The sequence below is a fragment of the Nocardia sp. NPDC049526 genome (assembly GCF_044465765.1).
Classification (GTDB): domain Bacteria; phylum Actinomycetota; class Actinomycetes; order Mycobacteriales; family Mycobacteriaceae; genus Nocardia.
The window spans coordinates 99,732-126,510 of record NZ_JBITMA010000013.1 but is presented as its reverse complement, the minus strand read 5'-3'; the positions used below and the strand labels follow the sequence as shown (position 1 = coordinate 126,510).

Annotated in this window: 27 protein-coding genes; 14 read left to right on the top strand and 13 right to left on the bottom strand. The window is 65.7% G+C overall.

Going from position 1 to position 26,779, the window contains the following annotated elements; genetic code table 11:
• The first annotated feature begins 39 nt into the window (after positions 1–39).
• A complete protein-coding gene (locus ACIBW7_RS33615) occupies positions 40–285 on the top strand; it encodes a hypothetical protein (RefSeq protein ID WP_397053438.1) in 246 nt (81 codons plus the stop codon).
• 62 nt (positions 286–347) lie between these two features.
• Here ACIBW7_RS33615 and ACIBW7_RS33610 read toward each other — a convergent pair whose 3' ends face one another.
• Both ACIBW7_RS33610 and ACIBW7_RS33605 read right to left on the bottom strand, forming a co-directional pair.
• A complete protein-coding gene (locus ACIBW7_RS33610) occupies positions 348–1,091 on the bottom strand; it encodes a cupin domain-containing protein (RefSeq protein ID WP_397053436.1) in 744 nt (247 codons plus the stop codon).
• A 21-nt stretch (positions 1,092–1,112) separates the two neighbouring features.
• The gene (locus ACIBW7_RS33605; protein ID WP_397053434.1) at positions 1,113–1,679 is read right to left on the bottom strand and encodes a TetR/AcrR family transcriptional regulator; all 567 of its coding nucleotides are present in this window, start codon (positions 1,677–1,679) and stop codon (positions 1,113–1,115) included.
• A gap of 350 nt (positions 1,680–2,029) precedes the next feature.
• On the opposite strand from ACIBW7_RS33605, the gene rox reads away from it, so the two are divergent.
• Entirely contained in the window at positions 2,030–3,457 is a 1,428-nt protein-coding gene (gene rox, locus ACIBW7_RS33600) for a rifampin monooxygenase (protein ID WP_397053433.1), read from the top strand.
• 197 nt (positions 3,458–3,654) lie between these two features.
• Here the strand turns inward: rox and ACIBW7_RS33595 are convergent, their stop codons facing one another.
• Positions 3,655–4,833 carry an NAD(P)/FAD-dependent oxidoreductase gene (locus tag ACIBW7_RS33595; RefSeq protein WP_397053432.1) on the bottom strand — a complete coding sequence of 393 codons (1,179 nt, stop codon included), beginning with the start codon at positions 4,831–4,833 and terminating at the stop codon, positions 3,655–3,657.
• Between the two features lie 81 nt (positions 4,834–4,914).
• Positions 4,915–5,859: an RNA polymerase sigma factor SigJ gene (gene sigJ / locus ACIBW7_RS33590; protein ID WP_397053431.1), complete on the bottom strand. Its 945-nt coding sequence runs from the start codon at positions 5,857–5,859 to the stop codon at positions 4,915–4,917.
• 107 nt (positions 5,860–5,966) lie between these two features.
• Between sigJ and ACIBW7_RS33585 the strand changes: the two genes are divergently transcribed.
• The 3 genes from ACIBW7_RS33585 to ACIBW7_RS33575 all read left to right on the top strand — a co-directional run bounded on the left by ACIBW7_RS33585 (position 5,967) and on the right by ACIBW7_RS33575 (position 8,718).
• Positions 5,967–6,614 (top strand): ATP-binding cassette domain-containing protein, encoded by a 648-nt coding sequence (locus tag ACIBW7_RS33585; RefSeq protein ID WP_397053430.1) that lies wholly within the window; start codon positions 5,967–5,969, stop codon positions 6,612–6,614.
• The gene (locus ACIBW7_RS33580; protein WP_397053429.1) at positions 6,611–7,387 is read left to right on the top strand and encodes an ABC transporter permease; all 777 of its coding nucleotides are present in this window, start codon (positions 6,611–6,613) and stop codon (positions 7,385–7,387) included. Before ACIBW7_RS33585 ends, ACIBW7_RS33580 begins: the two co-directional genes overlap by 4 nt.
• A 122-nt stretch (positions 7,388–7,509) precedes the next feature.
• On the top strand, positions 7,510–8,718 hold the full coding sequence (locus ACIBW7_RS33575; protein WP_397053428.1) for a site-specific integrase: 1,209 nt from the start codon (positions 7,510–7,512) through the stop codon (positions 8,716–8,718).
• A gap of 300 nt (positions 8,719–9,018) precedes the next feature.
• Here the strand turns inward: ACIBW7_RS33575 and ACIBW7_RS33570 are convergent, their stop codons facing one another.
• Positions 9,019–9,882 (bottom strand): class I SAM-dependent methyltransferase, encoded by an 864-nt coding sequence (locus ACIBW7_RS33570; RefSeq protein WP_397053426.1) that lies wholly within the window; start codon positions 9,880–9,882, stop codon positions 9,019–9,021.
• A gap of 243 nt (positions 9,883–10,125) precedes the next feature.
• Between ACIBW7_RS33570 and ACIBW7_RS33565 the strand changes: the two genes are divergently transcribed.
• Positions 10,126–10,416, top strand: a complete 291-nt coding sequence (locus tag ACIBW7_RS33565) for a hypothetical protein (protein ID WP_397053424.1) — start codon at positions 10,126–10,128, stop codon at positions 10,414–10,416.
• A 263-nt stretch (positions 10,417–10,679) separates the two neighbouring features.
• Here ACIBW7_RS33565 and ACIBW7_RS33560 read toward each other — a convergent pair whose 3' ends face one another.
• Positions 10,680–11,075 (bottom strand): VOC family protein, encoded by a 396-nt coding sequence (locus tag ACIBW7_RS33560; protein WP_397053422.1) that lies wholly within the window; start codon positions 11,073–11,075, stop codon positions 10,680–10,682.
• A 160-nt stretch (positions 11,076–11,235) separates the two neighbouring features.
• Here ACIBW7_RS33560 and ACIBW7_RS33555 point away from each other — a divergent pair, with 160 nt between their 5' ends.
• Positions 11,236–11,787 carry a DUF402 domain-containing protein gene (locus ACIBW7_RS33555; RefSeq protein WP_397053420.1) on the top strand — a complete coding sequence of 184 codons (552 nt, stop codon included), beginning with the start codon at positions 11,236–11,238 and terminating at the stop codon, positions 11,785–11,787.
• A 7-nt stretch (positions 11,788–11,794) separates the two neighbouring features.
• On the opposite strand, the gene ACIBW7_RS33550 is transcribed toward ACIBW7_RS33555, so the two are convergent.
• Positions 11,795–13,186, bottom strand: a complete 1,392-nt coding sequence (locus ACIBW7_RS33550) for an amidase (protein ID WP_397053418.1) — start codon at positions 13,184–13,186, stop codon at positions 11,795–11,797.
• Between the two features lie 121 nt (positions 13,187–13,307).
• On the opposite strand from ACIBW7_RS33550, the gene ACIBW7_RS33545 reads away from it, so the two are divergent.
• Positions 13,308–13,946, top strand: a complete 639-nt coding sequence (locus ACIBW7_RS33545; protein WP_397053417.1) for an MspA family porin — start codon at positions 13,308–13,310, stop codon at positions 13,944–13,946.
• A gap of 5 nt (positions 13,947–13,951) precedes the next feature.
• Positions 13,952–14,260, top strand: coding sequence for a hypothetical protein (locus tag ACIBW7_RS33540; RefSeq protein WP_397053415.1), 309 nt, complete (start codon positions 13,952–13,954; stop codon positions 14,258–14,260).
• Positions 14,261–14,262: 2 nt separating this feature from the next.
• Here ACIBW7_RS33540 and ACIBW7_RS33535 read toward each other — a convergent pair whose 3' ends face one another.
• Positions 14,263–14,739: a nitroreductase family deazaflavin-dependent oxidoreductase gene (locus ACIBW7_RS33535; RefSeq protein ID WP_397053413.1), complete on the bottom strand. Its 477-nt coding sequence runs from the start codon at positions 14,737–14,739 to the stop codon at positions 14,263–14,265.
• A gap of 76 nt (positions 14,740–14,815) precedes the next feature.
• Positions 14,816–17,098 (bottom strand): molybdopterin guanine dinucleotide-containing S/N-oxide reductase, encoded by a 2,283-nt coding sequence (locus tag ACIBW7_RS33530; protein ID WP_397053411.1) that lies wholly within the window; start codon positions 17,096–17,098, stop codon positions 14,816–14,818.
• Between the two features lie 93 nt (positions 17,099–17,191).
• Between ACIBW7_RS33530 and ACIBW7_RS33525 the strand changes: the two genes are divergently transcribed.
• On the top strand, positions 17,192–17,371 hold the full coding sequence (locus ACIBW7_RS33525; protein WP_397053409.1) for a hypothetical protein: 180 nt from the start codon (positions 17,192–17,194) through the stop codon (positions 17,369–17,371).
• A gap of 141 nt (positions 17,372–17,512) precedes the next feature.
• On the opposite strand, the gene ACIBW7_RS33520 is transcribed toward ACIBW7_RS33525, so the two are convergent.
• On the bottom strand, positions 17,513–17,842 hold the full coding sequence (locus ACIBW7_RS33520; protein ID WP_397053407.1) for a rhodanese-like domain-containing protein: 330 nt from the start codon (positions 17,840–17,842) through the stop codon (positions 17,513–17,515).
• An 89-nt stretch (positions 17,843–17,931) separates the two neighbouring features.
• Here ACIBW7_RS33520 and ACIBW7_RS33515 point away from each other — a divergent pair, with 89 nt between their 5' ends.
• The 3 genes from ACIBW7_RS33515 to ACIBW7_RS33505 all read left to right on the top strand — a co-directional run bounded on the left by ACIBW7_RS33515 (position 17,932) and on the right by ACIBW7_RS33505 (position 21,854).
• Complete coding sequence (locus tag ACIBW7_RS33515) at positions 17,932–18,405, top strand: MarR family winged helix-turn-helix transcriptional regulator (RefSeq protein ID WP_397053405.1); 474 nt, start codon at positions 17,932–17,934, stop codon at positions 18,403–18,405.
• Positions 18,406–18,643: 238 nt separating this feature from the next.
• Positions 18,644–20,899: an MMPL family transporter gene (locus tag ACIBW7_RS33510; protein ID WP_397053403.1), complete on the top strand. Its 2,256-nt coding sequence runs from the start codon at positions 18,644–18,646 to the stop codon at positions 20,897–20,899.
• A gap of 130 nt (positions 20,900–21,029) precedes the next feature.
• Positions 21,030–21,854: a class I SAM-dependent methyltransferase gene (locus tag ACIBW7_RS33505; protein ID WP_397053401.1), complete on the top strand. Its 825-nt coding sequence runs from the start codon at positions 21,030–21,032 to the stop codon at positions 21,852–21,854.
• Here the strand turns inward: ACIBW7_RS33505 and ACIBW7_RS33500 are convergent.
• Positions 21,821–22,531, bottom strand: a complete 711-nt coding sequence (locus ACIBW7_RS33500; protein WP_397053399.1) for an SDR family oxidoreductase — start codon at positions 22,529–22,531, stop codon at positions 21,821–21,823. The two genes, ACIBW7_RS33505 and ACIBW7_RS33500, sit on opposite strands and share 34 nt — an antisense overlap.
• A gap of 490 nt (positions 22,532–23,021) precedes the next feature.
• Between ACIBW7_RS33500 and ACIBW7_RS33495 the strand changes: the two genes are divergently transcribed.
• On the top strand, positions 23,022–24,344 hold the full coding sequence (locus tag ACIBW7_RS33495) for a family 1 glycosylhydrolase (protein ID WP_397053397.1): 1,323 nt from the start codon (positions 23,022–23,024) through the stop codon (positions 24,342–24,344).
• Between the two features lie 44 nt (positions 24,345–24,388).
• Here the strand turns inward: ACIBW7_RS33495 and ACIBW7_RS33490 are convergent, their stop codons facing one another.
• Together ACIBW7_RS33490 and ACIBW7_RS33485 are read right to left on the bottom strand one after the other, a co-directional pair.
• Positions 24,389–25,318, bottom strand: a complete 930-nt coding sequence (locus ACIBW7_RS33490; RefSeq protein WP_397053395.1) for a TauD/TfdA dioxygenase family protein — start codon at positions 25,316–25,318, stop codon at positions 24,389–24,391.
• A gap of 109 nt (positions 25,319–25,427) precedes the next feature.
• Complete coding sequence (locus ACIBW7_RS33485) at positions 25,428–26,774, bottom strand: LLM class flavin-dependent oxidoreductase (protein ID WP_397053393.1); 1,347 nt, start codon at positions 26,772–26,774, stop codon at positions 25,428–25,430.
• Between the last annotated feature and the right edge of the window lie 5 nt (positions 26,775–26,779).

Below are 26,779 nucleotides of genomic sequence, written 5' to 3'. Positions count from 1 at the left end.
GTGCTGAATGCTATTGAGAGCCAACAGGATCCGAGGCCTATGGTGCCGACTGACGGGGTCGAGCTGTGTTCGTGGCCGCCGGCGGGGTTGCGCGACAGCGAGGTGGAGCAGGGCTGTTTCGGATGCCCAGCCTGCATCTCGCCGATGCCGCGCACACCGGCGGCGGACAGCACGAACCGCCCGGAATCCGGCACGACGAATCAGACGGCTGCCACCCTCAAATTTGTCGAGTACGAACCGATTCGGGTCGACGAGGATCCCGGCAAGCTGGTGCGGCGCCCGTAGCAGGACAAATGATCGGCGCGCACACCAGTGCCGCCGAGCAGCAGTGCCGTATTCGATGCGGTCTAGTTCTCGGGGAATTCGATCTCGGGTGTCCGGTCGGCATCCAGCAGGAAGTATCCGAGAAATGTCACGCCTTCGTGCTGGGCGTCGAAGCGGGCGATACGGACGCCTTCGGGTTCGTAGAAGACGTCCCCCGCGCCGAGTACGGACTCCGGTCGGCCGTCGATCTGGTAGGTCACCGAGCCGGATTCGATGCTGCCGAATACCGGGCCGTTGTGGACGTGCAACCCGCTGGCATGGTTGGGGGCGATGGTGATACGCCGAATCTCGACCCGGTGCGTGGGTAGGGGCGCGGGCAGTGGCTGGTGGAGCAGAATCGAGCGGCTGATCGGCGGGATGCCGGCCTCGGGATCGGCGGCGCAGTACTCGGCATCGGTGACCGGCGCACCTGCCTCGGGTGAGGTGCCGTCGTCCGGTAGCTCCTCGATGGCCAGATGGGTCATGGCGGTGGTGGATGTGGCTCCGTGCCAATGCCATTCGTCGGCGGCGATGTGCACGGTGTCGCCGGTGCGTACGGTTTCGACGGGTCCGCCGCGACGTTGGACCAGGCCGGCGCCGTCGGTGACGATGAGTACTTGGCCGAGAGGATGGCGGTGCCACACGGTGCGAGCGCCGGGGGCGAAACGGACGCTGTCGATCTGGGTCCGTTGTCGTCCTTCGGGCGTGGCGACCGTATCGATCCAGGCTGCACCGGTAATCCATTGGGGCGGAGCGGCAACGGTGGTGGGTGTCCGAGATATGCGCACTGATGATTCCTGACTATTGCGTTACCGGATGGTGCGTGTGGCAAGGAGTGCGAGGATGCCCGTGATCGCCTGGTCGAAGGGTTCGCTGGTGCCGTCCGCGCGAGCGAGGACATATCCGCCCTGCATGGTGGCGACGATCGCGGACGCGGTGGTCGCCGGGTCGAGGGTGGGCTCGAGTTCGCCGCCGTCCATGCCCTCTCGGATCACTTCCGCGAGACGGGTGCGCAGCCAGGTGAAGGTTTCCTCGACCGGCGCTCGTAGTGCGGGATTGGCGATCACTTCTGGGTCCTGGGTCAATCTGCCGATCGGACAACCACGCAGAACATCGCGCTCACGGTGTAGGTAGGCGGTGATGCGCTCGACCGCCGTCCCCGGTACCGACAGCTGCGCATCGACACCGGCCCGGATTTCCTCGGCGGTACGGCGGATGGCCGCGAGTGCCAGATCCTCCTTGCCGGCGAAGTGGTGATACATGCTGCCCTGGCCGGCCTCGGCGCGCTGCTGAATGGTCTTCGGGCTGGTTCCGACATACCCGCGTTCCCACAGCAGCGCGCGGGCACTTTCGACGAGGCGGTCCCTGGTGCTCACCCGGCGAGTGTACATACTAATAGGTACAGAGTCGCGACAAGTCGCGATCGCAACGGCGCAATGGACGAAGTTCGCATGGCCGGCGGTCGGCTTCGCGAGGAGGTTGCTCGTCCCCGATGGACGGTGAGAAAGAAAGACGAGGAGGTTACTCACTCCCTGTCCCTTTTCAGCATACAGCGCACCCCGGGTCTTGCGGCAAGACCCCGGTCGTGCTGCAGAATCTCCAGCCGAAGCCAGTACCTGCGGAAACGACGGCAATGCGGGTGGGTCGGTGCGGGATGTCGGACCGCCGGTGGCGAGACGGCACGGAGCGGCAGACCCACCCGCAACTTTGTCGAAAGAGGGGTTCCATGATTGATGTGATCGTTGCCGGCGGCGGACCGACCGGCGTGATGCTGGCCGGTGAGTTGCGGTTGCACGGCGTGCACGTGGTCGTGCTGGAGAAGGATGCGGAGCCAACCAAGATCGAGCGCTCGCTGGGCCTGCACGCGCGCAGCGTCGAGGTGATGGACCAGCGCGGACTGCTGGAGCGGTTCCTCGCGCTCGGCCGGCAGTACCCGCTCGGTGGTTTCTTCGCCGGCATCATCAAGCCCTCGCCGGACCGGCTGGACACCGCGCATCCGTACACCCTCGGCATCCCGCAGACCACCACCGACCGCTTGCTGACCGAGCACGCCACCGAGGTCGGCGCCGAGATCCGGCGCGGCTGCGAACTGGTCGGGCTGAGCCAGGACAGGGACGGAGTGACCGTCGAGCTAGCCGATGGCACGCAACTGCGCTCTCGCTACCTCGTCGGGTGCGACGGCGGCCGCAGCACGGTGCGCAAGCTGCTCGGCGTGGGTTTCCCCGGCGAGCCCGCCAGGAAAGAGTGGCTGCTGGGTGAGGTGGAGTTGACCGCGTCGCCGGAGACGGTGGCGGCGGTGGTGGCCGAAGCCCGCGAGACCCACAAGGGGTTCGGCGTCGGGCCCATCGGCGACGGGGTGTACCGCGCCGTCGCGCCCGCCGCCGGAGTGGCCGAGAACCCTACGGTCCCGCCGACGCTGGACGAGCTGAAGCAACAGATCCGGGAGGTCGCCGGCACCGACTTCGGCGCGCACTCGCCGCGCTGGCTGTCTCGGTTCGGCGACGCCACCCGGCTGGCCGAGCGGTACCGGGTCGGTCGGGTGCTGCTGGCCGGCGACGCGGCGCACATCCACCCGCCGATGGGCGGGCAGGGGCTCAACCTCGGCATCCAGGACGCGTTCAACCTCGGCTGGAAGCTGGCCGCCGAGGTCCACGGCTGGGCACCGGAGGGGTTGCTGGACAGCTACCAGACCGAACGGCACCCGGTGGCCGCCGACGTGCTGGACAACACCCGCGCGCAGGTCGAGCTGACATCCCTCGAGCCGGGTCCCCAGGCGGCGCGCCGGCTGATGTCGGAGCTGATGGACTTCGAGGAGGTGACCCGGTATCTGATCGAGAAGATCACGGCGATCGGGATCCGCTACGACATCGGCGAGGGACATGAGCTGCTCGGCCGGCGGCTGCGGGACGTCGGACTCGAGCGCGGGCGCCTCTACGGCCTGATGCACGGCGGCCGCGGACTGCTACTCGACCAGACCGGCCGGCTCTCGGTGGCGGGCTGGGCGGATCGGGTCGACCACGTCGTCGATATCAGCGAGGAACTGGAGGTGCCCGCGGTGCTGCTGCGCCCGGACGGGCATGTGGCGTGGGTCGGTGACGATCAGCAGGATCTGATCGGCGTGCTGCCCAAGTGGTTCGGCGCTGCCGTCAGCTGAGCCAACAGTGGTGGCCCGGAAGGCTTCATTGCCCTCGGTTCACGTCGGGCTCGGATGCTCGTGCATCAGCCGCAGACGCTCGGTTGCCGCACGAATGAAGCTCTGCCGCACCAACATTCGCACAGCCAACCGAAGCCACCGGTCCGTGGTCATGCGGACCGGTGGCTTCGGGCTCGAACTGCGTTCAGATGGCCGCGTCACCGGGTGACGAACCGGGGCTCCATGTCGCCGATTGCCACGAGGTGGCGGTGACGGCTGGGCAGCATCATGGTCGGGTGGGAGACGCTCCAGGCCGCGGCAGTGCAGATGAGCTCCTTGATACGGGCGCCCATCCGGCCCGTGGTCACCTTGGGCGTGGGTTGATCGTCGGGAGTCACCTTCTGGATGATGCCATCGCGGCGGCCGAGGCTGATGCACTGGCTGTTGTAGCCGATCGGGGCGTCGGGAACCTTGCGGCCGGTCAAGCGCGCGGCGATGGCGTCGGCGCCCTGCCATGCCATCGGGGTCGCGGTGGCGCAGCCCATCCGTAGGGGTTTGCCGCCGACCCCTTCCGCGTGCGCGGCGTCGCCGAGGGCGTACACATCCGGATGCGAGACCGAGCGCAGCGTGGCGTCGACGACGATTCGCCCGCTGTCCGACACCGCCAGGGTGGTGGCGGCTGCGATCGGGTGCACGGTGAAACCCGCGGTCCACACGGTCATTTGGGCCGGGATGTGCTGGCCCGAACGCGTGACCACACCGTTCGCGGTGACCCGCGTGACGTCGGCGTGCTCGTGGACGGTGATGCCGAACCGCTCGAAAGCGCCACGCAGATAGCGCTGGGCCTTCTCGTCGAGCCAGTCGCCGACGCCGCCGCGCGCGGCGATCGCGACCTCGAGGTCCGGGCGTGCCTCGGCGATTTCGGCGGCCACTTCGATGCTGGTCAGTCCGCCGCCCACGATCAGTACGGTCTCGCCCTGCCGCAACTCGTTCAGGCGTGCCCGCAGCCGCAGCGCCGCCTGCTTTCCGGCCACGTTGTAGGCGTACTCGGCAACACCGGGGACGCCGTAGTCGGCGATGGTGCTGCCAAGGGCGTACACAAGGGTGTCGTAGCCGATGTTCTCACCGGTCAGGTCGACGGTCTTGCGGTCCACATCGACCGCGCTGACCCGCGCGATCCGGACCTGCACGCCGGTGCCCGCGAAGACATCGCGCAGCGGGCGGACGGGGAGATCTTGCCCGCTCGCGAGCTGGTGCATGCGCACCCGTTCGACGAATTCAGGGTCGGCGTTGACCAGGGTGATCTCCACGTCGTCGCGGTGCAGCCGCTTGGCGAGGCGTCCGGCGGTGATGGCTCCGGCGTATCCGGCTCCGAGGACGACGATGCGGTGCTTCATGGTCTTACTCCTGTCTCGGTGGGTTCGCTTCCTGAACCGGACAGCGACACGAATGCTGACAGAAGTGGACTGTGATGTGGGTCACCAGGATTCGAGGAGGGGGGCTCCGTGTTCGGAAGTCGCCCACCGGCGGGTGGCGCGCTCGAGCTTTTCCGGGTTGACCTGGGCGTGGATGGCCGCGATGCCGTCGGCGGTCACCTCGAGGGACACGATGCCGACGACACGGTCACCGACCACCATCACCAACGCGGGCCCGCCGTTGGCGACCGCGGCGAACATCGCCGGGCTGCCGCCCACCATGTTCCGTTTGGCATCGGTCGGCCTGAAGGACAGACGCAGGAACCGCACGACGCGCAGCGCACCGACGAGCGGCCTGTTGAGGGTCGGGATGAAGGCGCCGCCGTCGCCGATGCTGATGGCGTCATCGGTCAGCAGGCTGATCAGCGTCTCAGTCCGGCCGCTGACCGCCGCGGCGAGGAACTCTTCGACGATCCTGCGGGCCGCGGCCTCGTCGACCTCCACGCGAACCCGATCGGTGGCGAGATGCTGCTTGGCACGCCGGTAGATCTGCTGGCAGTTCGACTCGGTGATATCGAGCATCTCGGCAATCTCGTTGTGCGCGTACCCGAATGCCTCGCGCAGCACGTACACCACGCGCTCCTTGGCCGAGAGCCGCTCCATCAGCGTGAGCATCGCGATCGACACCGCTTCACGCTGCTCGACGGTATCGGCCGGGCCGAGCATCCGGTCCCCGGCGAACACGGGTTCGGGCAACCACTGGCCCACATATGTCTCCCGCCTGGCCCGCGCCGAGGTGAGCTGGTTGAGGCACAGATTGGTGAGCACCTTGGTCAGCCACGCCTCGGGCGTCTCGACATAGTCGCGGTCGGCGGCCTGCCACCGCAGAAACGTCTCCTGCACCGCGTCCTCGGCCTCACCGGCCGACCCCAGCAGCCGGTAGCCGATCGCCTCCAAACGGCCCCTGGTGCTCTCGAACAGATCGACCTCATGCGTACCGAGCGACATCCGCCCATCGTCGGGCATATGCGCAGGGCCCGTCCACTCGCCCCGCGATCGGCCGGTTTTTCTCGCTCCATCACGAAACACTTGCGCAGATAGGGAATGGTGGGACGGTGCCGAACATCAGTCTGGATCGGGTCAGCGCGAGCCACGGCGAAACGTCGATACTCACCGACATCTCCGCGACGTTTCCGGGAGGTCGGTGCACCGCGGTGGTCGGGCCGAGCGGGACCGGCAAAACCACGCTGCTGCGGCTGCTCAACCGGCTGGACGAGCCGAGTGGCGGCACGATCCTGCTCGATGACGTGCCGATCACCCGGTTCCCCGCGCCGGACCTGCGCCGCCGTATCGGGTTGCTACCACAGAGCCCGACACTGCTCACCGATATCGTCGCCGATGAGATCCGGGTCGGCCGTACCGATCTCGCATCCGATCGCATCGACACGCTGCTCGCTCGGGTGGGCTTACCGGGGTTCCGGGAACGGCGCTGTCTCGAACTGTCCGGCGGTCAAGCGCAGCGGGTGTGTCTGGCGCGGGCGCTGGCCGTCGAACCCGAGGTGCTGTTGCTCGACGAACCGACCTCCGCACTGGACGCGGGCTCCGCCGCTGCGGTGGCAACTCTCATTCGCGAGCACACCGCGTCCGGCGGCGGTGTCATCCTGGTCAGCCACGACACCGCCTTCGTGACCGCTGTGGCCGACGATACCTGGACACTGCAACACGGGCATTTGTCTCCCGGCGATGAACGGAACCCCCAGTGACAGAACAGCTTTCCGTACCCAGCTGGCCGGGCGTGGCGACCTCGCTGGTGCTCGTCGCACTGGCCGCCGCGATCGCCTACCGTCAGCGATTGCATCTGACCCGCGAACTGCTCATCGCCGCCACCCGCGCCGGAGCCCAGTTGGTCGCGGTCGGCGCCATTTTGCTGATCCTGTTCCGGCACACCGGATTACCGGGTGCGCTCGCCTGGGTCGTCTTGATGGTGCTGATCGCCGGGCAGGTGGCGGGCCGACGTGGCCAGGGCGTGCCGCACGCGCGCCGAGCCGCGACCATCGGGGTCGGCACCGGGTCGGCCATCACCCTCGGCGCTCTCATTCTGCTCGGTGTGATTTCCACGCAGGCTCGCGTCGTCGTCCCGGTCGGCGGCATGATCGTCTCCGGCGCCATGCAGGCCACCGGTATCGCACTGCGTCGACTGCACGAGGACGCTCGCAATGCGCGTCCCGCCATCGAAGCCCGCCTGTGCCTGGGTCTTTCGGCGCGCGAGGCTTTTCTGCCACACCGGCGGTCCGCATTGCGCACCGCGCTGATCCCTACGATCGACGCGACGAAGGTCGTCGGTCTGATCAGCCTGCCCGGCGCCATGACCGGCCTCATCCTCGCCGGTGTCGATCCGCTCACCGCTATTCGCTACCAGATCGTGGTCATGTACATGCTCCTCGCGGCCAGCGCTCTAGCCGCGCTCACCGCCGCACGTGTCGCCGAGTCCTATCTGTTCGACGATGCCCAGCGACTGGTGCCGCTCCCCGACTGACCCCTCTTGCGACCACACCGGAATCGCCGAGTCGTTGCGGCCGCTCGGAAATCGCCGGAAAGCGCATAGTGTTGGTCGTCGAAGGTAGCCCGGTCCGGGGCCGGGTGGATGGGAGCGAGCGGGTGGTCGATGCGGTGGTCGCGGTGCCGGAGTCGGTCCGCACGGAGTTGCGGCGCGGCGTGCGCAGTGTGCTGGTCGATACCGTGGCCCTGCGCTTGGTGCGGGAGCGATTCGACGATGAGCAGGCCGGGTCGTTGCGTCGGTATCTGGAGGCGTCACAGTCGGCGAATACGTTGCGGGCGTATCGAACCGATTGGATCGCGTGGGCCGGATGGTGTGCGGCGGAGGGGCGGCAAGCGTTGCCCGCGGACCCGCTCGACGTCGCGGTATACCTGGCAGCGGCAGCGGATGCGTTGCGTCACAGTGACGATGGTTCGCAGCGGTGGGCATTCAGTGCGGCCACGCTCGAGCGCAAGTCAGCGGCCATCGCGGCGGTGCACGCCGCCAACGGATTACCGTCGCCCACGCGCTCCGATGTCGTTCGACTGACGTTGCGTGGTATCCGCCGGACTCGCCGCACGCTGCCGAAGCGCAAACGCCCCCTGCTGTTGCACACCCTCGAACAACTGCTCGCAGGGCTACCGGAGCCGGGCTGGCCCACCGAGCCCGCGCGCCGCCGCGACGCGCTGGCATTGCTCGTCGGATTCGCGGGGGCATTGCGCCGCAGCGAACTCGCCGGGTTGCGGATCGCCGATGTGCGAGTCGATCTCGACCACGGCACCGGTGAACCGCTGCTGCTCGTGCAACTTCCGACCACCAAAACCGACCCCACCGGCATCGCGGAACAGCGCGTCGCGCTCCCCCGCGGCCAACGCCCGCACACCTGCCCGGTCTGCGCCTTCGCCGATTGGATCCAGTTGCTCGAGGTGCATCACGCACACGGCGATATCCGCGCCTGGCTCACCGAAACAACTTCCTCATCTCCAGACATCCACCGCTGCCACGGCTACCAGGGCACCGCACTCGCCGAAAACGACACCCTCCCACTGTTTCCCACCATTACCCGGCACGGTGGCATCGCCGCCGACGCCATGTCCGGCCGCGCCATCGCCGAACTCGTCAAACGCTATGCCGCACGCGCCGGACTCGACCCCGACCTCTTCTCCGGACACTCACTCCGCGCAGGATTCGCCACCCAAGCCGCCCTCGGCGGCGCCAGCGACCGCGAGATCATGCGCCAGGGCCGCTGGTCCAACCCGCGCACCGTGCACAACTACATTCGCACCGCGAACCCATTGGAAGACAACGCCGTCACCAAACTCGGTCTCTAGCCCTGCTAGAGCGCAATGTTGTATCTGATGCAACACCATGGAAGGGATTGCTGAGCCGCCTGGTGCGGCCCATCTGGTCCTCGCGGATGGTGTTGCACATCTGGATCCCGAGCAGGCGATGTTGGATGGCTGGGAACGTCAGCAACATTGTTGAAGACCGTCTACGCCTACGGGTTGTTCTCCGGGGCTCAGCCCACGTGCGTTCCCGCATTTGTCTGGGTTTGTGCAGTTCAGAGGCTGATGCCGGAGATGCTGGCCCGTCGCGACAGATGTGGTGCAAGCCGACGTGGCGGGCAATCCTCAGCGGCTCGCGCGCAGTATGCGGATCGCGCGTAGTGCGCGGGGTGGTTCGCCTGCGGATTTTGCGGATCCGTCGAGGTAGCGGGTGACGAGGTCGGGGGCGGAGTGGTCTTCGATGTCGGTGAAGCCGAGGGCGCGCAGCTGTGCGGCGATGTCGTCGGGCGTGAAGTAGCTGAACACGGGTTCGCCGACCTCGGCCAGCCGATCGGCACGTGCCTGCTGGTGCGCGCGGCCCTCGTCGCTGTTCGCGGGCTGCAGGTAGTCGAAGACCACCTCGACCGGCTGGGCCTGACCAGCGATGTATTCGAGAGTGGCGTGGGCGGCGTTCGGAGTCAGATAGAAGACGACGCCGAGCCACACGAAGACGGCCGGGTCCGTCCGTTTGAATCCGGTGGATTCCAATCCCGCTGCCAGCGTCTGGGTTTCGAAATCGACCGGCACGAAGGTCAACGTCTCAGGGTGGTCGATTCCGGCGGTGGTCAGGCGTTCGCGTTTCCACGCTTGGGTGGCGGGGTGGTCGACCTCGAAGACACGCAAGTCCGGGCGCGGATTGCGATAGGCGAAGGTGTCCAGACCGGCGCCGAGGATCACGACCTGCCGCACACCAGCGGCGATGGCCGCGGCCACGGCGTCCTCGGCGAAGCGCGCGCGTGCGGCGAAGAACAGTCGGCGGGGCCGATCGCTGGCCCCGTCACCGAGGTGATTGGTTGTGGGCGTGCCCAATTCGGCCAGTTCGTCTGCGGTGACGCCGAGCAGACGTGCCGCCAGGGGGTCGGTGAAAATCTGTGGTCGGTCAGCGATCTGGTGATAGGCGCGGGCGTACGCGGTGATGAGCGCTGTCCGGCTGGGTCCGGCGTTATCCATATTCAAGAACCTACTTGCGAATGGGGTGCGTGCTCTATGAACTCACTCACGCTCACTCCGCAAAGAAGCACGCGAACACGATTGGAACTCTGATTACGACCGGCCCTCCTTCGGAGCGGTTGCCACGAGTCGACAGGGGCGGGCTCGAACCTGTTATCGGGGCTGGGTTGATGTGCTGAGCCGGGTCATGAGTTCGCGGTTGATGGCACGAGCGGCGGCAAGATCGTCGTCGCGTTCGTCGAGTTGTTGCTGCAGGTCGATGTTTCGCTGTTCGAGCTGGTCGATGCGCTGGTGGAGCGCGTCGATGTCGGTGGGTGCGCCGAGCCCGGATCAGCGCCGGGTCTGCTCGCCGAGCGCTTCGGACAGTCGTTTCTCCAGTTGCTGGACGCGGGCAGCAAGCCGGCGGCTTGCCCGTGGGCGGCCAGCAGGTCCGCCTGCAACGAAGCACGGGGACCGCAGGTCCACGGTCGGCGGTGGCGGCTGGATCTGCTTGCAGCACATGGGTTTTCTCCAGAAGATCACGGTGCCCGATAGAGGAAGGTTCGGTCCACCCAGCAGCGCGAGCGATCACGGATGTACTGATGTGTTCACCGTCGGTGACCACCCTATTGAGGACTGCCGGCACGCGTTGGCGGCGGCGCAGCGAGCTGCGGCCCTTCGCGTCCTGGCAGGCGCTGCTACGCGCCCGGAATCGAGCGCGCCACCGGCCGATACTTCCTGTCCACCTTCATCGACTGGGCTGGCAAACGCGGCCTCAGGCAATGTCAACGGATTGGTCTCGCAAGTTCAGCGCGCGATCATCCCGCGGGGCCGAGGAGGTCCCAGCGATTGCCGGAGATATCCAGGAATACCGCAACCCGCCCATAGCGCTCGATGCGAGGAACAGTCACGAATTCCACTCCCGCAGTGGTCATTCGGGCGTAGGCCGAGTCGAAATCGTCGACTCGGAGGAAGAATCCGACTCTTCCGGCTATCTGGTCTCCGATCGCCGCGCGCTGCCGGTCACCATCAGCGCGAGCCAGCAGGATTCCAGTGCGCGCCGCCGGCGGCCGCACCACCACCCACCGCTTGGGTCGCCCGTCGTTGGTCAGCGAGGCTGAATCCTCGATCAGATCGAAACCCAGTCGCTCCACGAAGAACTCGATCGCCGGATCGTAATCCGCCACAACGATCGTGATCAGCTCCAGATGCACCTGACGAAGCATAGAGCCGACGCGAGCCACAAACCCTGGCTCGGCAGTCCTCGCCGCCACCCGATACCGACTGAATCACCGAGGCCTCGTGCTGGGCGCGCAGACTAGGCTGGGCACGGTGATGCCTTTCGCTGTGGGTCGAACGATTGTGGTGCGGGACATGATCTTTGGGCGGGCATTCACCGAGTGGCCGCAGCGGGTGGTGGCCGATCGCGGCGACGAGTTACGGGTGTTGTTGACGCCGGGGACAGAGGGCGCGGGGCCGGAGCTGTGGATCAGGTCCATGCGGGAGGACGATCGGGGCGCGCGGGGGCGCTTGCTGGAGGCGTATGCGCGCCGGGAGTGGGAGATGGGGACGTGGGTGTGGCAGCACACCACGCGGCTGGCCATCATGTACGCCGATCGCTATTTCGCGATCGCCCCGATGTGGAATGAGCAAGGCGAATTCCTGTGGTGGTATGTCAATTTCCAGTTGCCGTTCACGCGGACCGCCGACGGCGTCGACACCAGTGATCTGCACCTGGATCTCATCGTCGAACCGGATCTGAGCTATCGCTGGAAGGACGAGGACGAATACGCACTCGCCATTCGGCTGGGGCTGGTGCCCGAGCAATGGCAGCGCGCGATCGACGGTGCGTGCGAAGACGCCCTGGATATGGTCGCGCGCCGGGCCGGGCCCTTCGGCGAGGATTGGCGCGCGATTCCCGGGTAGCCGTTTGTCAGTCCTGGATGCGCCGCCACGGGCGTTCGGATTCGAAGGCGAAGGCGATTTCGAGCAGCGTACGTTCGTCGCCGTGGGCGGCGGAGAATTGCATGCCGATCGGGAGGCCTTCGGTGGAGGCGCCCATGGGCAGGGAGATCGCGGGTGTACCTGCGACATTGTTCAACGGGGTGAAGGCGACCCAGGAGATGAGGCGCGCGAAGAGTTCGTCGAAGCGGACGGTCGGGTTCAGGTGGCCGAGTTGCGGAGTGGTGTGGACCAGGACCGGCGAGAGGATCAGTTCGTGGTCGCGGAACATGCCCGCGTAGGCGCGACGCACTTGTGAAAGGCGGTAGAGGATGGCCGGCGTGCGCGCCATGGACTTGCGATACAGCGCTCCGAGTCCGTGCGTGAACGCATCCAGATCGCCCGGCTGGAATCGCGGATCGATCGCGAATTTCCCGCCCGCCTCGATCAGGAACGCCAAAAGTCCCCAATAGGTGGTGAAGTCGTCGACGAAGCGTTGCGAGACCGGCAGCGCGATCGGAAGTACCTCATGGCCCATCTTCTCCAGCAGCGCGACGGTGTCGTCGAGTACGGCCCGGGTCTGCGGGCAGGTTTCGGCACCGGTGATGGAATCAGCGATCACCCCGATCCGCAACCGTCGCCGCGCCGGCCCCTCGACCAGACCGACCGGCGGCAACTTCGGATTGCGCCAATGACGTTCGGCCGCAGCGAAATACGTCGCGGTATCGCGCACCGATCGGGTGAGCACACCTTCGGAAACCAGATTGATCGGCATCGACCGCGCCTGCGGACCGTCGATATGCCGCCCTCGGCTCGGCTTCAGCCCGACCAGACCGCAACACGCGGCCGGAATCCGAATCGACCCGCCACCGTCATTGCCGTGCGCGATCGGCACCACACCCGCGGCCACCAGTGCGGCCGCACCACCCGATGACGCACCCGGCGAATAGTCCGTATGCCAAGGATTACGCGTCGGTTCGGCCGCGGCGAATTCGGTGCTCGCGTTCAAACCGAACTCCGGAAGCCGACTCTTGCCCAGCACCGACATCCCGGTGCTCAGAAACTGTTTCGCATACGGCCCGTCCTTGACGGCGGGCCGCCCGACGAACGCCGCGGTGCCGTGATTGGTCGGCAGACCGCGCACATCGGTGTTGTCCTTGACATATGTCGGCACACCGAACAGCGGCGCATCCGGATCACCCGCCGACAGCGCGGATTCCGCCGAGACCACAAGGGCTCGCAATGTCGGATCGACCTGCGCGGCCCGCGCTCGCGCCGCCTCGGCGACCTCGGCCGCGCCGATTTCGCCTCGACGCACCAGTTTCGCAATCGTCACCGCATCGTGGTCGGCAAGCACATCGTCGCTGAAGGCATGGAATCGCATATCCGGATTCTGCGCGCTGCGATACCGACCACGCACCGTTTTGGACAAGCGACCTGTCGAGGAAGGTCCCACACGGCGTCGGATATCGTTCGACTGCAACGTAAGCGAGGAGATCGACAATATGAATAGCTCGACCGGCGTCCCGCTATGCCTACTGGCCGCGGGGGTGCTGAGTTTCGTTCCAGCACAATCGGCTTCGGCGGATGCACTGCCGGATCAGTCCCGCACGGTCACCACCGAGGACGGCTGGCAGCTCACGGTTACGAAGTCCGCCGAAAACCTCGATCGAGTTCCGAATCTTGCCGAGACCGCTTTCACTCGAGAGGGCTTCGTCAATGTGCGCGCGGCCGCTGATATCACCGGTGCGGGCAGTGTATCGGTCAATTCGGGCACGCTCACGCTGGGTTACCAAATCGGTTGCCAGATCGATGTTTCCAACGGCATCTCGCTCGGGCTCGCGGCGTCGGTCGGACCGAATGTCAATGTGATGGTCGCGCCGACTCCTGGTCTGAGCGTCGGCATCGGGGCCGCAGCTCTGCCCAGCGTATCCACCACCTTCAAACCGGGCACGATCACCACCATCCCGTTCGGCACCAAAGCCCTTGCCGGACCTCATGGTTCGATCACCACCGATCAAGTGCAGATCAAAATCGATGCCTGCATGGGGCCGGTCAGCCTGCGCTCGTATGTGATCGCGACCATTTCCACCGATACCGCCGACAATTCGGTCGCGGTGTACGGCGATCCGATCTGGTTGTGATCGCCATGTCCCTCGCATCCCGCCGAGCCGTCCTGGTCGCGGCCGGAGTCCTGGTGATCGGCACGAGTGCGCTCTCGACCGTCACCCATGCGGCCCCGATCGTGCCCGCCACCTGCGGCGAATCCGATGCCCCCGACTGCCCCGAACCGACCCCGGACAAGACTCGGGTCATCGTTCCCGCACCGGCCGCACCGCCACTGCTCACACCGGCCCTACCGCCGCCACCGGCCAAGCCGGGTTCGCCCGCCGCCGCATTGACCCCACCGGCACCGGTCCCGCATCCGGGCGCGCCGATCGTGCCTGCCACGGAGTGAATTCAGCTGCGGTGCAACTCGAAAATGCGGAAGGTCCGTCCGCCGGACAGTTCGCATTCCATTTCGTAGCCCGGCCAGAACTCGACCGCCTGATCCCAGGCCCGTTTGCGGTCCATCCCGGTGACCTCGCTGACGGTCACCTCGAACCGCTCCCCTTTCAGCCGGACAATGGCGGTGTCGGCCGCGCGCAGGTTCGCCGACCACACCGGATTCTTGGGGCTGCCCCAGTTGGAACCCACGAGCAGCAAGTCGTCACCGCGCGGCACATACAGCAGCGATGTGGTGCGCGGGATCCCGGTTTTGCGACCCGCGACCGTGAGCTCGATCGACGGCAAACCCGCCAGATCGAGCACACCGCGCCGACCACGGCTGACCCGTCGCACAAACCGTTCCAGCCGCATCACTATCGGCGCCGTGCGCATGACCCAGCGTTTCTGCGCGATCCGGCGAGCTACCGCGGGCAACGGATTCGACACCATAATTCGAAATCCTGACAGAAATCCGATACCGGACCACAGCCGAAACACCACGTTGAGACCAGCCTCACCCGCGCCATCACGAGAGGCCCTCGACCGTGGCCGGTGGCCGAACAACGGCCACGTCCGGTAGCTCACCCTCGTAGGGCTCGATCTCGACCAGCGCCAATTGTCCGGCGCAGCTCTGACTCATGGTCGATGCCGGACGGTCCGCGGTGAGCACATTCGGGTTGCCGTGCCGACAGAAGGTGGGATCGACCGGATCCGGGTCGTACCAGGCGCCCGTGGACAACTGCGCGACCTGCGGCCGGACCGCGTCGTCGACGACCAGCCCGGCCAGGCAGCTTCCGCGATCGTTGAAGATCCGCACGATATCCCCGTCTCGCAGACCTCGTGCCGCGGCATCGTCGGGATGTAACCGCACCGGTTCTCGCCCACCGATTTTCACCGACTGACTGTGCGCGCCGACATCGAGCTGACTGTGCAGTTTGGTGCGCGGCTGATTCGCGACGAGCTGCAGCGGGAATCGTGTCACGGCACCCAGCCATTCCTGCGGTTCCAACCAGACCGGGTGGCCCGGGGTATCGGCATATCCGAACCCGTCGATCGTTTCGGAAAAGATCTCGATCTTGCCGCTGGGAGTAGTGAGCGGGAAGCGCTCCGGATCCGCGCGGAAATCGGCGAACAGCACATGCTCCGGATCGGGCACCTCTACCGTGAACGACTCGCTGTCCCAGAACTCGTCGAACTCCGGCACCGTCGGATCGTCGAGCCCGGTGCGCCATTGCTCGTACAGGTGCCGCAACCATTCCTCGACGGTGCGCCCCTCGGTGAATTCCTTACCGACACCGATGTGTTCGGCAAGTTCCGCGAAGATCGCGTAGTCGTCACGGGACCGCCCGTGCGGCCGGGTGAGCGCTTTCATCGGGAAGAACTCGCGATCGTTCTGCCCGGAGCCGAAGTCGTCACGTTCGATGGTCATGGTCGCCGGGAGGACTACATCGGCGTGGCGCGCGGTGGCGGTCCAGAACGCATCGTGCACGACCACCGTCTGCGGGCGGGTGAACGCCGTGTGCAGTCGGGCCAGATCCTGGTGGTGATGAAAGGGATTCCCGCCGCACCAGTACACCAACTTGATATCCGGATACACCAGTCGCATACCGTTGAAATCGAAGGGTTGTCCTGGATTCAGCAGCATATCGGCGATTCTGGCAACCGGAATGAACGTCGAAACACCGTTGCCGCCCTGCGGGAATCTCGGCACCGACCGCCCGCGCGCTGGTTCACCGACATGAGCGCAAGACCCGTAACTGTGCCCGAATCCCCCACCCGGCAGACCGATCTGGCCCAGCATCGCCGCAAGCACCACTCCGAGCCACAGCGGTTGCACACCGTGCTCGGCACGCTGCAACGACCAGCTCACATTGATCATCGTGCGCGAGCCGGCCATCTCCCGCGCCAACGAATGGATCCGCCCGGCCGACAATCCGGTGATCCGTTCCGCCCACGCGGGATCCTTGACGACGCCATCGGTTTCGCCACGCACGTAACCGATGAACCGTTCGTATCCGACCGTGTATCGATCCAGGAAATCGTGGTCCGCCAACCCATCCGCATCCAACACCTGGGCCAGCGCCAGCATCAGCGCCGCATCGCTACCTGGCCGCAGTGCGATCCACTCGGCCGCGGCCTCCGCCGGAATGTCATCGCGCAGTGGGCTGATCGATACGAATCGGCAGCCGCGCGCCCGCGCCGCCGCGATCCAGGTCCTGGTGTTGTGCCGTGAGACACCACCCGGCGAGACCGCGGAGTTCTTCGGCGACAGCCCACCGAAGGCCACCACCAACTCCGTGTGTTCGACAAGCACGCTCTTCGCGGTCGCGTGCCCCTCGAACAGCCCCATCGAGCCGATCACATGCGGCAACAACACCTGCGAGGTTCCCAGACTGTAGCTGTGCACTCCCCGGACATAACCGCCGAGACAATTCAGAAACCGATGCACCTGACTCTGCGCGTGATGAAACCGCCCCGCACTCGACCACCCGTACGACCCGCCGTACACGGCTTCCGCGCCGTACTCGCCGTAAACCCGATTCAACTCGCCGGACACCAACTCCACCGCGGTTTCCCACGACACCGGGACAAATGACTCGTCGCCGCGCCCCGGCGCACCCGGCCCGCGCTCCAACCACCCCTGTCGCACATAAGGCTGATCGATCCGCGTCGGATGATGTTGTGCCGAGGCCACATTCTCGATCAGTGCCGTCGGTTCCGGATCCTCGCGCCATGGACGCACTGCGGTCAACCGCTGCCCATCGCTCTCGGCTTCGAACACTCCCCAGTGCGTCAGATGCGCGGCCATCACTCCACGGTAGCCCCGCCCGCCGAGAGGTTCACCTTGTTATGAATGCCGCGCTGGTCCGCGGCTTTTGCCCACCGGCAGTCTCAGATACAGATGCTGAAGCTGAAGAAAGGACCCAGTGGGACGTTGAAGCAGAAAACGACCGAACCGAGCGTAGGCGTAACCGGTTCCGCCGATGCCGCGGGAGCGGCGAGAGCGCCAACAGATACGGTGATGGCGATCGCGGCGATCGCCGAGGCAATTCTGGTGGTCATTACGACGTTTCCTGACTGATCGACGATGATGATGCCCCCGACCAGAAATCGTTACCTCTACGATCATCCGCTGATCCCCTAACAGGCACAAGACCGCGCATCGACTCGTCGACCGACGCGCGGTCGGGCGGTGCACCGCCCGACCGTGATCCGGCCGGACTCAGGATTCGGATTCGATCGGCAGGCCTGCATCGGTCCAGTCCTGGATGCCGGCGCGGTAGGCACGGACGTTCGTATATCCGAGCGCGCGCAGTTTCGCGGCGACGACCTCGCTGTTCTGGCAGGCGTTGTTCGAGCAGTAGGTCACGATGGGTGCGTGCTGGTCCGGAAGCAACCGCGCAGCTCGGGATTCCACATCAGCTTCGACCAGGGTGAGCGCGCCCGGCAGATGCGCTTTCTCGTAGTAGCCCGCACCGAGGGTGTCCAGGACCGTCACCGTACCGGTCCCGATCGCGGCGGCCAGTTCGTCACGGGTGATGACTGTGGTCATGAGATTTCCTTTCTGATGGCACGCAATTTTATGTGCGTGCGCACGCTATTATATGCGTGCGGGTGCACGCAAGTGGTTAGAATCGGCCCGTGACGCAATCGGAGCAGCACCGCCAGTCGGCCGTCGACGCATGGTCGGCACTGTTGCGGGTGCACGCGAACCTCGTCCCGCACCTGGATGCCGAACTGCGCAGGGACTTCGGACTCCCACTCGCGTGGTACGACGTGCTGCTCGAACTCGACGGCGTCGAACCACTGCGCATGACCGATCTCGGCGAACGCGTCGTACTCAGCCGCACTCGGGTCAGCAGGCTCGTCACCGAGATGACCGCCGCGGGCCTGGTTGCGCGCGAATCCAATCCCGACGACGGCAGATCCGCATTCGTCGCCATCACCGATGCGGGCCGCGAGCGTCTACACGCGGCCGCGGCCGGCTACCTCGCGGGCATCGAGCGATGCTTCGCCGACAAGCTCGATCCGGACGAATTGCACACCCTCGCTGCGACTCTCGGCAAGATCCTGGGCCCAACCGATCTCGCCATCACACCCCCGCGGAGTTCATAACTCGCAAGTCTGCATCGACTGCCCGTCGGCACGATTCAAATACTTTGGCAGTCAATGCAATCCGCGTCACATCCGCACGCATGGCCGCATCATCTCTGAAACACTAACTCTTCACACTGGCCTGTACCTTTGATTACAGGCACATCGAGCGTGCACCCCGGAAAGGATGCAGCCCCTTGGCGATCGGCGCGGCAGAACAAGCAGCACACCAATTTTCCCGCTGGCAAGGAGTGCGCTGATGTTCACGCGCTGGGGGGATCTCGTCCACCGGCTGCGCTTCGCCGTACTCGCGGTCGTGGTGGGCGCACTCCTTGCACTCGGTGCATACGGCTTCGGACTCGAGGACCACCTCAGCTCCGGCGGTATGGACGATCCCACGTCCGAATCCGCACAGGCCGCACGCCTCGCCGACGCCGCCTTCGGACGCAATCACGACTTCGACGTCGTCGTGCTCTACACCGCACCGGACGGCAAGACCGTCGACGATCCGGAATTCAGCCAGCCGATCATCGACAATCTCAACAACCTGCCGCACAAGTATCCGAACGAGATCACCGGCGTCAACGCCTCCTACTGGCGCGTCGACGGCGCGAAGATCAGCGGCGCGAAGGCGGCCACCGAGGACAAGAAGCGCGCCGTGGCCGCGATCGCCATCGCGGGCGATAACGACACCGACTCGGTGCGCAACTTCCGGAAAGTCAAGGACGCCTTCACCATACCCGGCATCGACGTGCAGGTCAGTGGCCTGCAAGCGGTGGCGGGCACACTCAACGACACGATGGCCGAGGATGTGCACCGCATGGAAGTCCTGGCCATCCCCGCCGTCGCGGTGCTGCTGTTCTTCATCTTCGGCGGCCTCGTCGCGGCCGCCCTGCCGCTGCTCGTCGGTGGACTCACTGTGATCGGCGCATCCGGCATCATCATGTTCCTGACCCGCTTCACCGAGGTCAATTCCTTTGTCTCCTCGGTCCTCTCGATGATCGGCCTCGGCCTGGCCATCGACTACGGCCTGTTCATCGTGAGCCGATTCCGCGAGGAAGTCGCCGCTGGCTACGACACTCGCGCCGCGGTGCGCCGCACCGTCGTCACCGCCGGACGCACCGTCGTGTTCTCGGCGACCATGATCATCGCGAGCCTCGGCAGCATGCTGCTGTTCCCCCAGGGCTTCCTCAAATCGATGGCCTACGGCGCCATCGCGACCGTCCTGCTTGCCGCCTTCACCGCCATCACCATCCTGCCCGCCAGCCTGGCCGTCCTCGGTCCGCGCGTGGATATGTTGGGGTTCAACCGGTTCCGAAGAACCAAGACCGCCGAACAAATCGAGGGCGGTTTCTGGGGCAAGACCACACGCTGGGTGACGCAGCGACCGCTCACCGTCGCAATCCCACTGGTCATCGTGCTCTTCCTGCTGATCATCCCGGTCAAGAACCTCATCTTCGGCGGCTTCAGCGAGCGATATCTGCCACCGGACAACCCGACTCGCGTCGCGCAGGAGCAGATCGACACGTTCTTCCCACAGCGCCGATCCGATCCCGTCGAACTCGTCTTCGTCGCCGAGGGCAGCACGCCGGTCGGCGAGGCCTGGCGCGCGGCCGGACACGCCCCCGGGTTGGCCAGTCAGTTCGAGATGCCGTCCAAATCCTTGACCCAGGACAACGTCTACCGCTCCAAGGCAACACTGGTGAACCCGAACGAAGGCGGGGAAACCATCGAATACCTGCGCAAGATGGAACTCCCCGACGGCGTCGCCATGTACGTCGGCGGCATTCCGGCCATGCAGAAGGACAGCATCGACGCACTGCTCTACCGCATCCCGGTCATGATCGCCCTGGTCCTGTTGGTGACCACGCTGCTGATGTTTCTCACCTTCGGCTCGCTGGTGCTGCCGATCAAGGCCGCACTGATGAGCGCGCTCGGCCTCGGCTCCACCCTCGGCATCCTGACCTGGATCTTCGTCGACGGCCATGCCGCAGGACTATTGAACTTCACCCCGCAGCCGATCCAGTCGAATGTGCTCGTGCTGATCATCGCGATCATCTACGGCCTGTCCACCGATTACGAAGTCTTCCTGCTCTCCCGCATGGTCGAGGCCAGGGCCAAAGGCGCGAGCACCAGCGACGCGGTGCACACCGGCACCGCGCACACCGGCCGGATCATCACCGCCGCTGCGCTGATCCTGCTCGTGGTGACCGGTGCGTTCGCCTTCTCCGATCTGGTGATGATGCAGTACATCGCCTACGGGATGATCGCCGCACTATTCATTGATGCGACCGTGCTGCGCATGCTGCTGGTACCCGCGGTCATGAAACTGCTCGGCGACGACTGCTGGTGGGCGCCGGCCTGGATGAAGCGTCTCCAGGAGAAAATCGGGCTCGGCGAACCTATTCTGGACGATGAACGCCCGGGCACCGAGGATATGCGCGAGCCGATCGAGACCACCCCGATCACGCTGCGGGTCCCCACCGTCACCGCTGGACGGTCGGACGGTTCGTAGTCGCCCCCACCAAAGGGAACGCCGCGCGCCGCCTCGGGAGGTACGCTCACCGCCGGAAAGCCCGCGGACCCGATCGCCGAACCGGCGACCTGGTCAACCCACCGGCCAACTGGACCGAAGGACGACCGCGATGTGCAGCTACCGTCTCGATGCCGAATACGCCGAGCCGACACCGTTGAAGGTGCGGATCGATACCCACGAGCGCTATTCGGAGTTTCCCGACGACCCCACCGCGAATGTGCTGACCGCGCTGGAACTCACCGGAACCGAACATCTAGCCGATATCGGCTGCGGCGACGCCCGATTCCTCGCCCACCTCGCCGACAACGGTCACCGGGGTCCGCTGGTCGGTATCGACACCTCCCCCGCAATGGTCGCCGCCGCCAATGGCGTACCCGGGGTCCGCGGCGTATTCGGCAGTGCCGACCGGATCCCGTTCGACGACAACAGCTTCGATGCGCTCACCGCGCGACATATGCTGTACCACCTCGCGAATCCGCTCGCCGCGCTCAGGGAATTCCGGCGGACGACCAAACCCGGCGGGACGGTAGCCGTGGTCGTCAATCATCCCGGAACTTACCCGTACACCACCGAACTCGTGGCCGCGCATGCCGCGACCTACGGCCTCGGCGTGGGCGAGGCGATGACCGTCGACTCCGACACCTTGCCGGAACTGATGTCCGAGGTTTTCGGCAAGGTGCGGATCCAGCGATCGGATAATGCGCTCGTCTTCGATACTCCGGATCCGCTGGTGCGCTTCGCCGAGGCGCTGTTCACCTTCTACGGCGTCACGCCGAATCACCCACGACGCCGGGCGATTCTGAACGACCTGCGCGAGGACGTCGAGGATTGGTTCACCCACCATCCGGGGAAAACCTGGCGCGATCCCAAGGGGTACATCGTCGCCACCGCCGTCGTCGATCACCAGGGCAGCGCACCTTCGGCATCGACGTAGCTTCCGGTGGGGCCATCTGGGCCGAGCTGCGCCATGCGCACAATGATTTCGGCACCTTGCTCCACCGTCTGGGTGCCGGTATTCCCGTTGAGATCGGTCTTCGTGAAACCGGGCTCCACCGCATTGATCCGAATATCCGGATAGGCCTTCGCGTACTGCACGGTGAGCATGTTGACCACGGTCTTCGACGCCGGATATGCGACTCCCGGGTAGGCGTATGCCGGGGTGCCCGGGGTCGAGACCCTGCTCAGCGACGCAAGACCGCTGCTGACATTGACCACGACCGGCGCCGCCGAGCGCTGCAGCAGCGGCAGGAAGGCGTGCAGGACGCGCACTGTGCCGAAGACGTTCGTGTCGAAGGTCTTTCGCATCACATCCGCGGTCAGGTCCGCAGCGCCGATGACGTCGTTCCGGTCGGTCATCTCTGCCTGGATACCGGCATTGTTGACCAGGACATCCAGACCGCCGTCGGCCTCGATGGTCCGCATCGCGGCCGCCACGGACGCATCGTCGGTGATATCGAGTTGGACTGCCCGCGCGCCCAACTCCTCGGCCGCCCGACGACCGCGTTCGGCGTCCCGGCTGCCGAGGTAGACGGTGTGACCCGCCGCGACGAGTTGGCGGGCGGCCTCGAAGCCGAGCCCCTTGTTCGCTCCGGTGATCAAAATTGCTGCCATGGCACCCACGCTAGATTTTAGAGCGCGCTCGAAGTCAAGGACCTTCTTGGTAGCTCAACGAGTCTGGCTCCCCCTCTCCTCTCGGCTAGTTGTGGTCGTTGGGTGCTGAGCGTTGCTTCGTAGGTGATTTGTGGTGTGATTCGAGTAGTGAGTTTATATAAGTAGATGCGCATATCTACCTACCCACATGTATTTTTGTTCTTGCGGTCGCCCTCTACTCCTTCACTATGGGCCCCGGTCTCCGCGCCTTGGACGCCGAGGCATGAACCGATTCCCCTGTGCCCCAACTTGTTTCCCCACTGCCGCACCCAACTCCCCCAGCCGGGCTCACGAGGGCAAGTGTTGCCGTTGAGGTCGGTGTACAACACCGATAACCGCATCCTCCCCGCTGGAAGACGACCGACCAGTTACTCTCGTCGCGTGGTCCCGCCCGAGTCGGCCTGCGCCGGAGGTCCACGAGCGCCCGTCACCGCCAGGAAGCAGGAGTTCGATGCGATCGCAGACCCGCCGCCAAATCTTGGTCACACTGGTGGCCGGCACCGCCGCCGTGATGGCCGGTGGTCCAACGCCCGCGATGGCACAGCCTGCGCCGCCCGCGCAGGTGCAGCCGCTCGGTTCGGACTTTCTCTGGGGGGTGGCCGCATCGGGGTATCAGTCCGAAGGATATGCGCCGGATAGCAATTGGTCCCGTTACGTCGCCGCAGGCAAGACAGACGACCCTTATCTGGAGTCCGTCGACTTCTACCATCGCTACCGGTCCGATATCGATCTGGCCGCGCAGCTCGGCGTCAAGGTCTATCGGATCGGCATCGAGTGGGCGCGCGTGCAGCCGCGGCCGGACGAATGGGATGAGGCCGGACTTCGCTTCTACGACAATGTGATCGCCGCGATCACGGCGGCCGGGATGCGCCCGATGCTCACCATCGATCACTGGGTGTATCCGGGCTGGGAGGTCGACCGCGGCGGCTGGTCGAATGCGAATATCGTCGAGGACTGGCTCGCCAACGCACGCACCGTTGTCGATCGCTACGCCGCCGCCGACCCGCTGTGGGTAACCTTCAACGAACCCGCGGCCTTCATCATGAACGAGACCTCGCACGGCAACCTCTCCCCCGCCGCCATTCCGATGATGCAGGACCGAATCGCCCAGGCGCACAATGCCATCTACGACTACATCCACGCGGTGCAGGCGGGCGCGATGGTCACCACCAACGTCGCCTACATTCCGGCCGGTGAGGATGCGGTCAACGGCTCCTTCATCAGTGCGGTCGCCGCGAAACTCGACTACATCGGCATCGACTACTACTACGGCGCATCCCCCGACACCGTTACCAAGCTGAGCTTCAGCCAGCTGTGGAACAACCCCTTGGAGCCTGAGGGCATTTACTATGCCCTGCAACACTATTCACGCAAGTTCCCCGGCCGCCCGCTCTACATCGTCGAGAACGGTATGCCCACCGAAAACGGCATGCCCCGAGCCGACGGCTACACCCGCGCCGACGACCTCCGCGACACCGTCTACTGGCTGCAGCGCGCCAAGGCCGACGGCATGAATCTCATCGGCTACAACTACTGGAGCCTCACCGACAACTACGAATGGGGTTCCTACACCCCACGTTTCGGCCTCTACACGGTCGACGTCCGCACCGACCCGACGCTCACCCGCAAGCCCACCGACGCCGTACCCGCCTACACCACCATCACCCACCAGGGCGGCGTCGACCCCGACTACCGCCCGACCCGCGCCCCCAAACCCTGCTCCTTCGTCGACGCCGCCGCAAGCTGCACGGACCCGGTCACCGTCCCCCGATAGCCGGACCAAGGGTCGGCACCCGTGGGTGCCGACCCCAACCCGTATCAGGATCCGGTGAACTGATCGCCGGAAATCGAGCGCGACTGCTCGCCGTCCACGCCGACCGGGATGTCGCCCTCGAGGGTGGTGCGGTACAGCACGCGGGTGACATCGAGGTGGTTGAGGTCGCCCGGGGCCAAGTGGGCGGTGGCGCGATTGTCCCAGAATGCCAGGCTGCCCTTTTCCCAACGGAATCGGACGGTGTAGGCCGGGGTCGACAGTTCGTCGAACAGCAACTGCAGTACGGCGTCGCTCTGGGCCGGGCTCAGACCGACGATGTGGGTGGTGAAGCCGGGGTTGACGAAGAGCACCTTCTCGCCGGTCACCGGGTGCACGCGCACGACGGGATGTTCGGTCACCAGCGGGGCATCGGCGACCTTCTTGGCGTAGTCGCTCTCCTCGTTCCATGCCGGGCGGCTGCCGCCGAACCGGTGCACGGCCCGCAGCCCCTCGATGAACTTGCGCAGCGACTCGGGCAGGTTCGCGTAGGCCGCGGCGAGATTCGTCCAGCTGGTGTCCCCACCGCGCTCCGGTGCGATCTCGGCCCGCAGCAGTGAGGCGGCGGGCGGGTTGATCAGTGCGGAGACATCGGTGTGCCAGTGGTTGGTGTAGGTGAATTTCTTGATGCCGAAACGCTTTTCGTAGAGTCGGCTGTCGACGGCCAGGATTTCGGGGAATTCGGTCGGCGCGTCATCGTCGTACGGATGTGAGGGCGTGACGGCGCCGAATCGCCGCGAGAAGGCGATGTGTTCGGCGTGACCGATGTGCTGGTCGCGGAAGAACAGCACCTTGTATTCGTAGAGGGCCGCGGTGATGTCGGCGACCTCCTGATCGGTGAGTTCGGCCCGCAGGTCGACGCCCGCAATCTCGGCGCCGATATGTCCGGCGACGGGCGTGATCCGGAGGGTGGTGGTGGGCTCGCTGACGGTGGTCATGGTCGTACCTTCTTCGGCAATGGATGGGGATGGTCGGCGGAGCACGGGCGACAACCGCTGCTGCCCATTCGCATGAAGTCGACGGCGCGCCGCCTGGTCAGTCGGGGGATCATGCGCCGAGTTCGGTTCGCACCTGGGCGAATTGGCTTTCCACCGGTGCCAGCCCGTAGTGCCCGCGCAGCGTCGTCGCGGTGTAGTCGGTGCGGAACAGGCCGCGCTCCTGCAGGATCGGGACCACCCGGTCCACGAAGTCCTCGAGGCCGCCCGGCAGGTACGGCGGCATGATGTTGAAGCCGTCGGCGGCGCCGTTCTCGAACCAGGACTGCAGTTCGTCGGCGATATCGGTGGGTGTGCCCGCAAAGGTCCGGTGCCCGCGCCCGCCGCCCAGTTTGCCGATGAGCTGACGCACCGTGAGGTTCTCGCGCTCGGCGAGTTCCTTGACCAGCGTGAATCTGCTCTTTCCGCCCTCGATTTCGCTCTCCGCGGGCAGCGGCGGCAGTGGTGCGTCGAGTGCATATTCGGTCAGATCGACACCGAGCAGCGCGGACAGCTGCCGCAGGGCGTAATCCGGTGAGATGAGGTCGGTGAATTCCTGTTCGAGGGCGAGTGCTTCTTCGCGGGTGTCGGCGATGAACGGCACCAGACCAGGCAGCACCTTCAGTTCATCGGCCGAGCGACCGTACTTCGGCAACCGCGCCTTCAGATCCCGATAGAACGCTTGCCCTTCCGCGAGCGAGCGTTGCGCCGTGAACACGGCCTCGGCGTAGTGCGCGGCGAAATCCTTACCGCTCTCCGACGATCCGGCCTGCACCAGCAGCGGCCGCCCCTGTGGGCTGCGTGGCGAATTCAGCGGGCCGCGCACCCGGAACCGATCGCTGGCGTAGTCGATGGTGTGCACCTTGTCCGGATCGGCGAAGATGCCCTCGTCCGGATCGAGCACGATCGCCGAGGACTCCCAGCTGTCCCAGAGCCGCACGGCGACATCCACGAACTCCTGTGCCCGCTCGTAGCGCCTGGCATGTTCGGGAATGGCGTCGAAGCCGAAGTTGAAGGCCTCGTCCTCGTTGCCCGAGGTGACGATATTCCAGCCCGCCCGACCGCTGCTGATGTGATCGAGTGAGGCGAATTTGCGGGCCAGATTGAACGGTTCGTTGTAGGTGGTCGACGCCGTCGCGATGAGTCCGACCCGTTCGGTCGCCGCGGCGATCGCGGCAAGCAAGGTGACCGGCTCGAATATGGCCAGGGTATTGCGCTTGATCCGCGGGCCGACGGCCAACCCGTCGGCGAAGAAGACCGAATCGAGTTTGCCGCGTTCGGCGATCCGGCCGAGCTCCTGGAAGTGCCGCACGTCCAGCACCCGGCGCTCCTCGGTCCGGGGATGCCGCCAGGCCGCCTCGTGATGGCCGACGCCCATCAAGAAGGCGTTGAGGTGGAATTGCTTGCGGGGTAACGACATGGGAG

Coding starts and splice junctions, on each gene's coding strand:
- ACIBW7_RS33510 (WP_397053403.1), top strand. CDS start 18,644: ATGTTCACGCGCTGGGGGGATCTCGTCCACCGGCTGCGCTTCGCCGTA.
- ACIBW7_RS33570 (WP_397053426.1), bottom strand. CDS start 9,882: ATGGATAACGCCGGACCCAGCCGGACAGCGCTCATCACCGCGTACGCC.
- ACIBW7_RS33615 (WP_397053438.1), top strand. CDS start 40: ATGGTGCCGACTGACGGGGTCGAGCTGTGTTCGTGGCCGCCGGCGGGG.
- ACIBW7_RS33490 (WP_397053395.1), bottom strand. CDS start 25,318: ATGACCACCGTCAGCGAGCCCACCACCACCCTCCGGATCACGCCCGTC.
- ACIBW7_RS33530 (WP_397053411.1), bottom strand. CDS start 17,098: ATGGCCGCGCATCTGACGCACTGGGGAGTGTTCGAAGCCGAGAGCGAT.
- ACIBW7_RS33520 (WP_397053407.1), bottom strand. CDS start 17,842: ATGACCACAGTCATCACCCGTGACGAACTGGCCGCCGCGATCGGGACC.
- ACIBW7_RS33485 (WP_397053393.1), bottom strand. CDS start 26,774: ATGTCGTTACCCCGCAAGCAATTCCACCTCAACGCCTTCTTGATGGGC.
- ACIBW7_RS33495 (WP_397053397.1), top strand. CDS start 23,022: ATGCGATCGCAGACCCGCCGCCAAATCTTGGTCACACTGGTGGCCGGC.
- sigJ (WP_397053431.1), bottom strand. CDS start 5,859: ATGTCGCTCGGTACGCATGAGGTCGATCTGTTCGAGAGCACCAGGGGC.
- ACIBW7_RS33500 (WP_397053399.1), bottom strand. CDS start 22,531: ATGGCAGCAATTTTGATCACCGGAGCGAACAAGGGGCTCGGCTTCGAG.
- ACIBW7_RS33545 (WP_397053417.1), top strand. CDS start 13,308: ATGAATAGCTCGACCGGCGTCCCGCTATGCCTACTGGCCGCGGGGGTG.
- ACIBW7_RS33540 (WP_397053415.1), top strand. CDS start 13,952: ATGTCCCTCGCATCCCGCCGAGCCGTCCTGGTCGCGGCCGGAGTCCTG.
- ACIBW7_RS33525 (WP_397053409.1), top strand. CDS start 17,192: ATGCTGAAGCTGAAGAAAGGACCCAGTGGGACGTTGAAGCAGAAAACG.
- ACIBW7_RS33505 (WP_397053401.1), top strand. CDS start 21,030: ATGTGCAGCTACCGTCTCGATGCCGAATACGCCGAGCCGACACCGTTG.
- rox (WP_397053433.1), top strand. CDS start 2,030: ATGATTGATGTGATCGTTGCCGGCGGCGGACCGACCGGCGTGATGCTG.
- ACIBW7_RS33535 (WP_397053413.1), bottom strand. CDS start 14,739: ATGGTGTCGAATCCGTTGCCCGCGGTAGCTCGCCGGATCGCGCAGAAA.
- ACIBW7_RS33555 (WP_397053420.1), top strand. CDS start 11,236: ATGATCTTTGGGCGGGCATTCACCGAGTGGCCGCAGCGGGTGGTGGCC.
- ACIBW7_RS33550 (WP_397053418.1), bottom strand. CDS start 13,186: ATGCGATTCCATGCCTTCAGCGACGATGTGCTTGCCGACCACGATGCG.
- ACIBW7_RS33595 (WP_397053432.1), bottom strand. CDS start 4,833: ATGAAGCACCGCATCGTCGTCCTCGGAGCCGGATACGCCGGAGCCATC.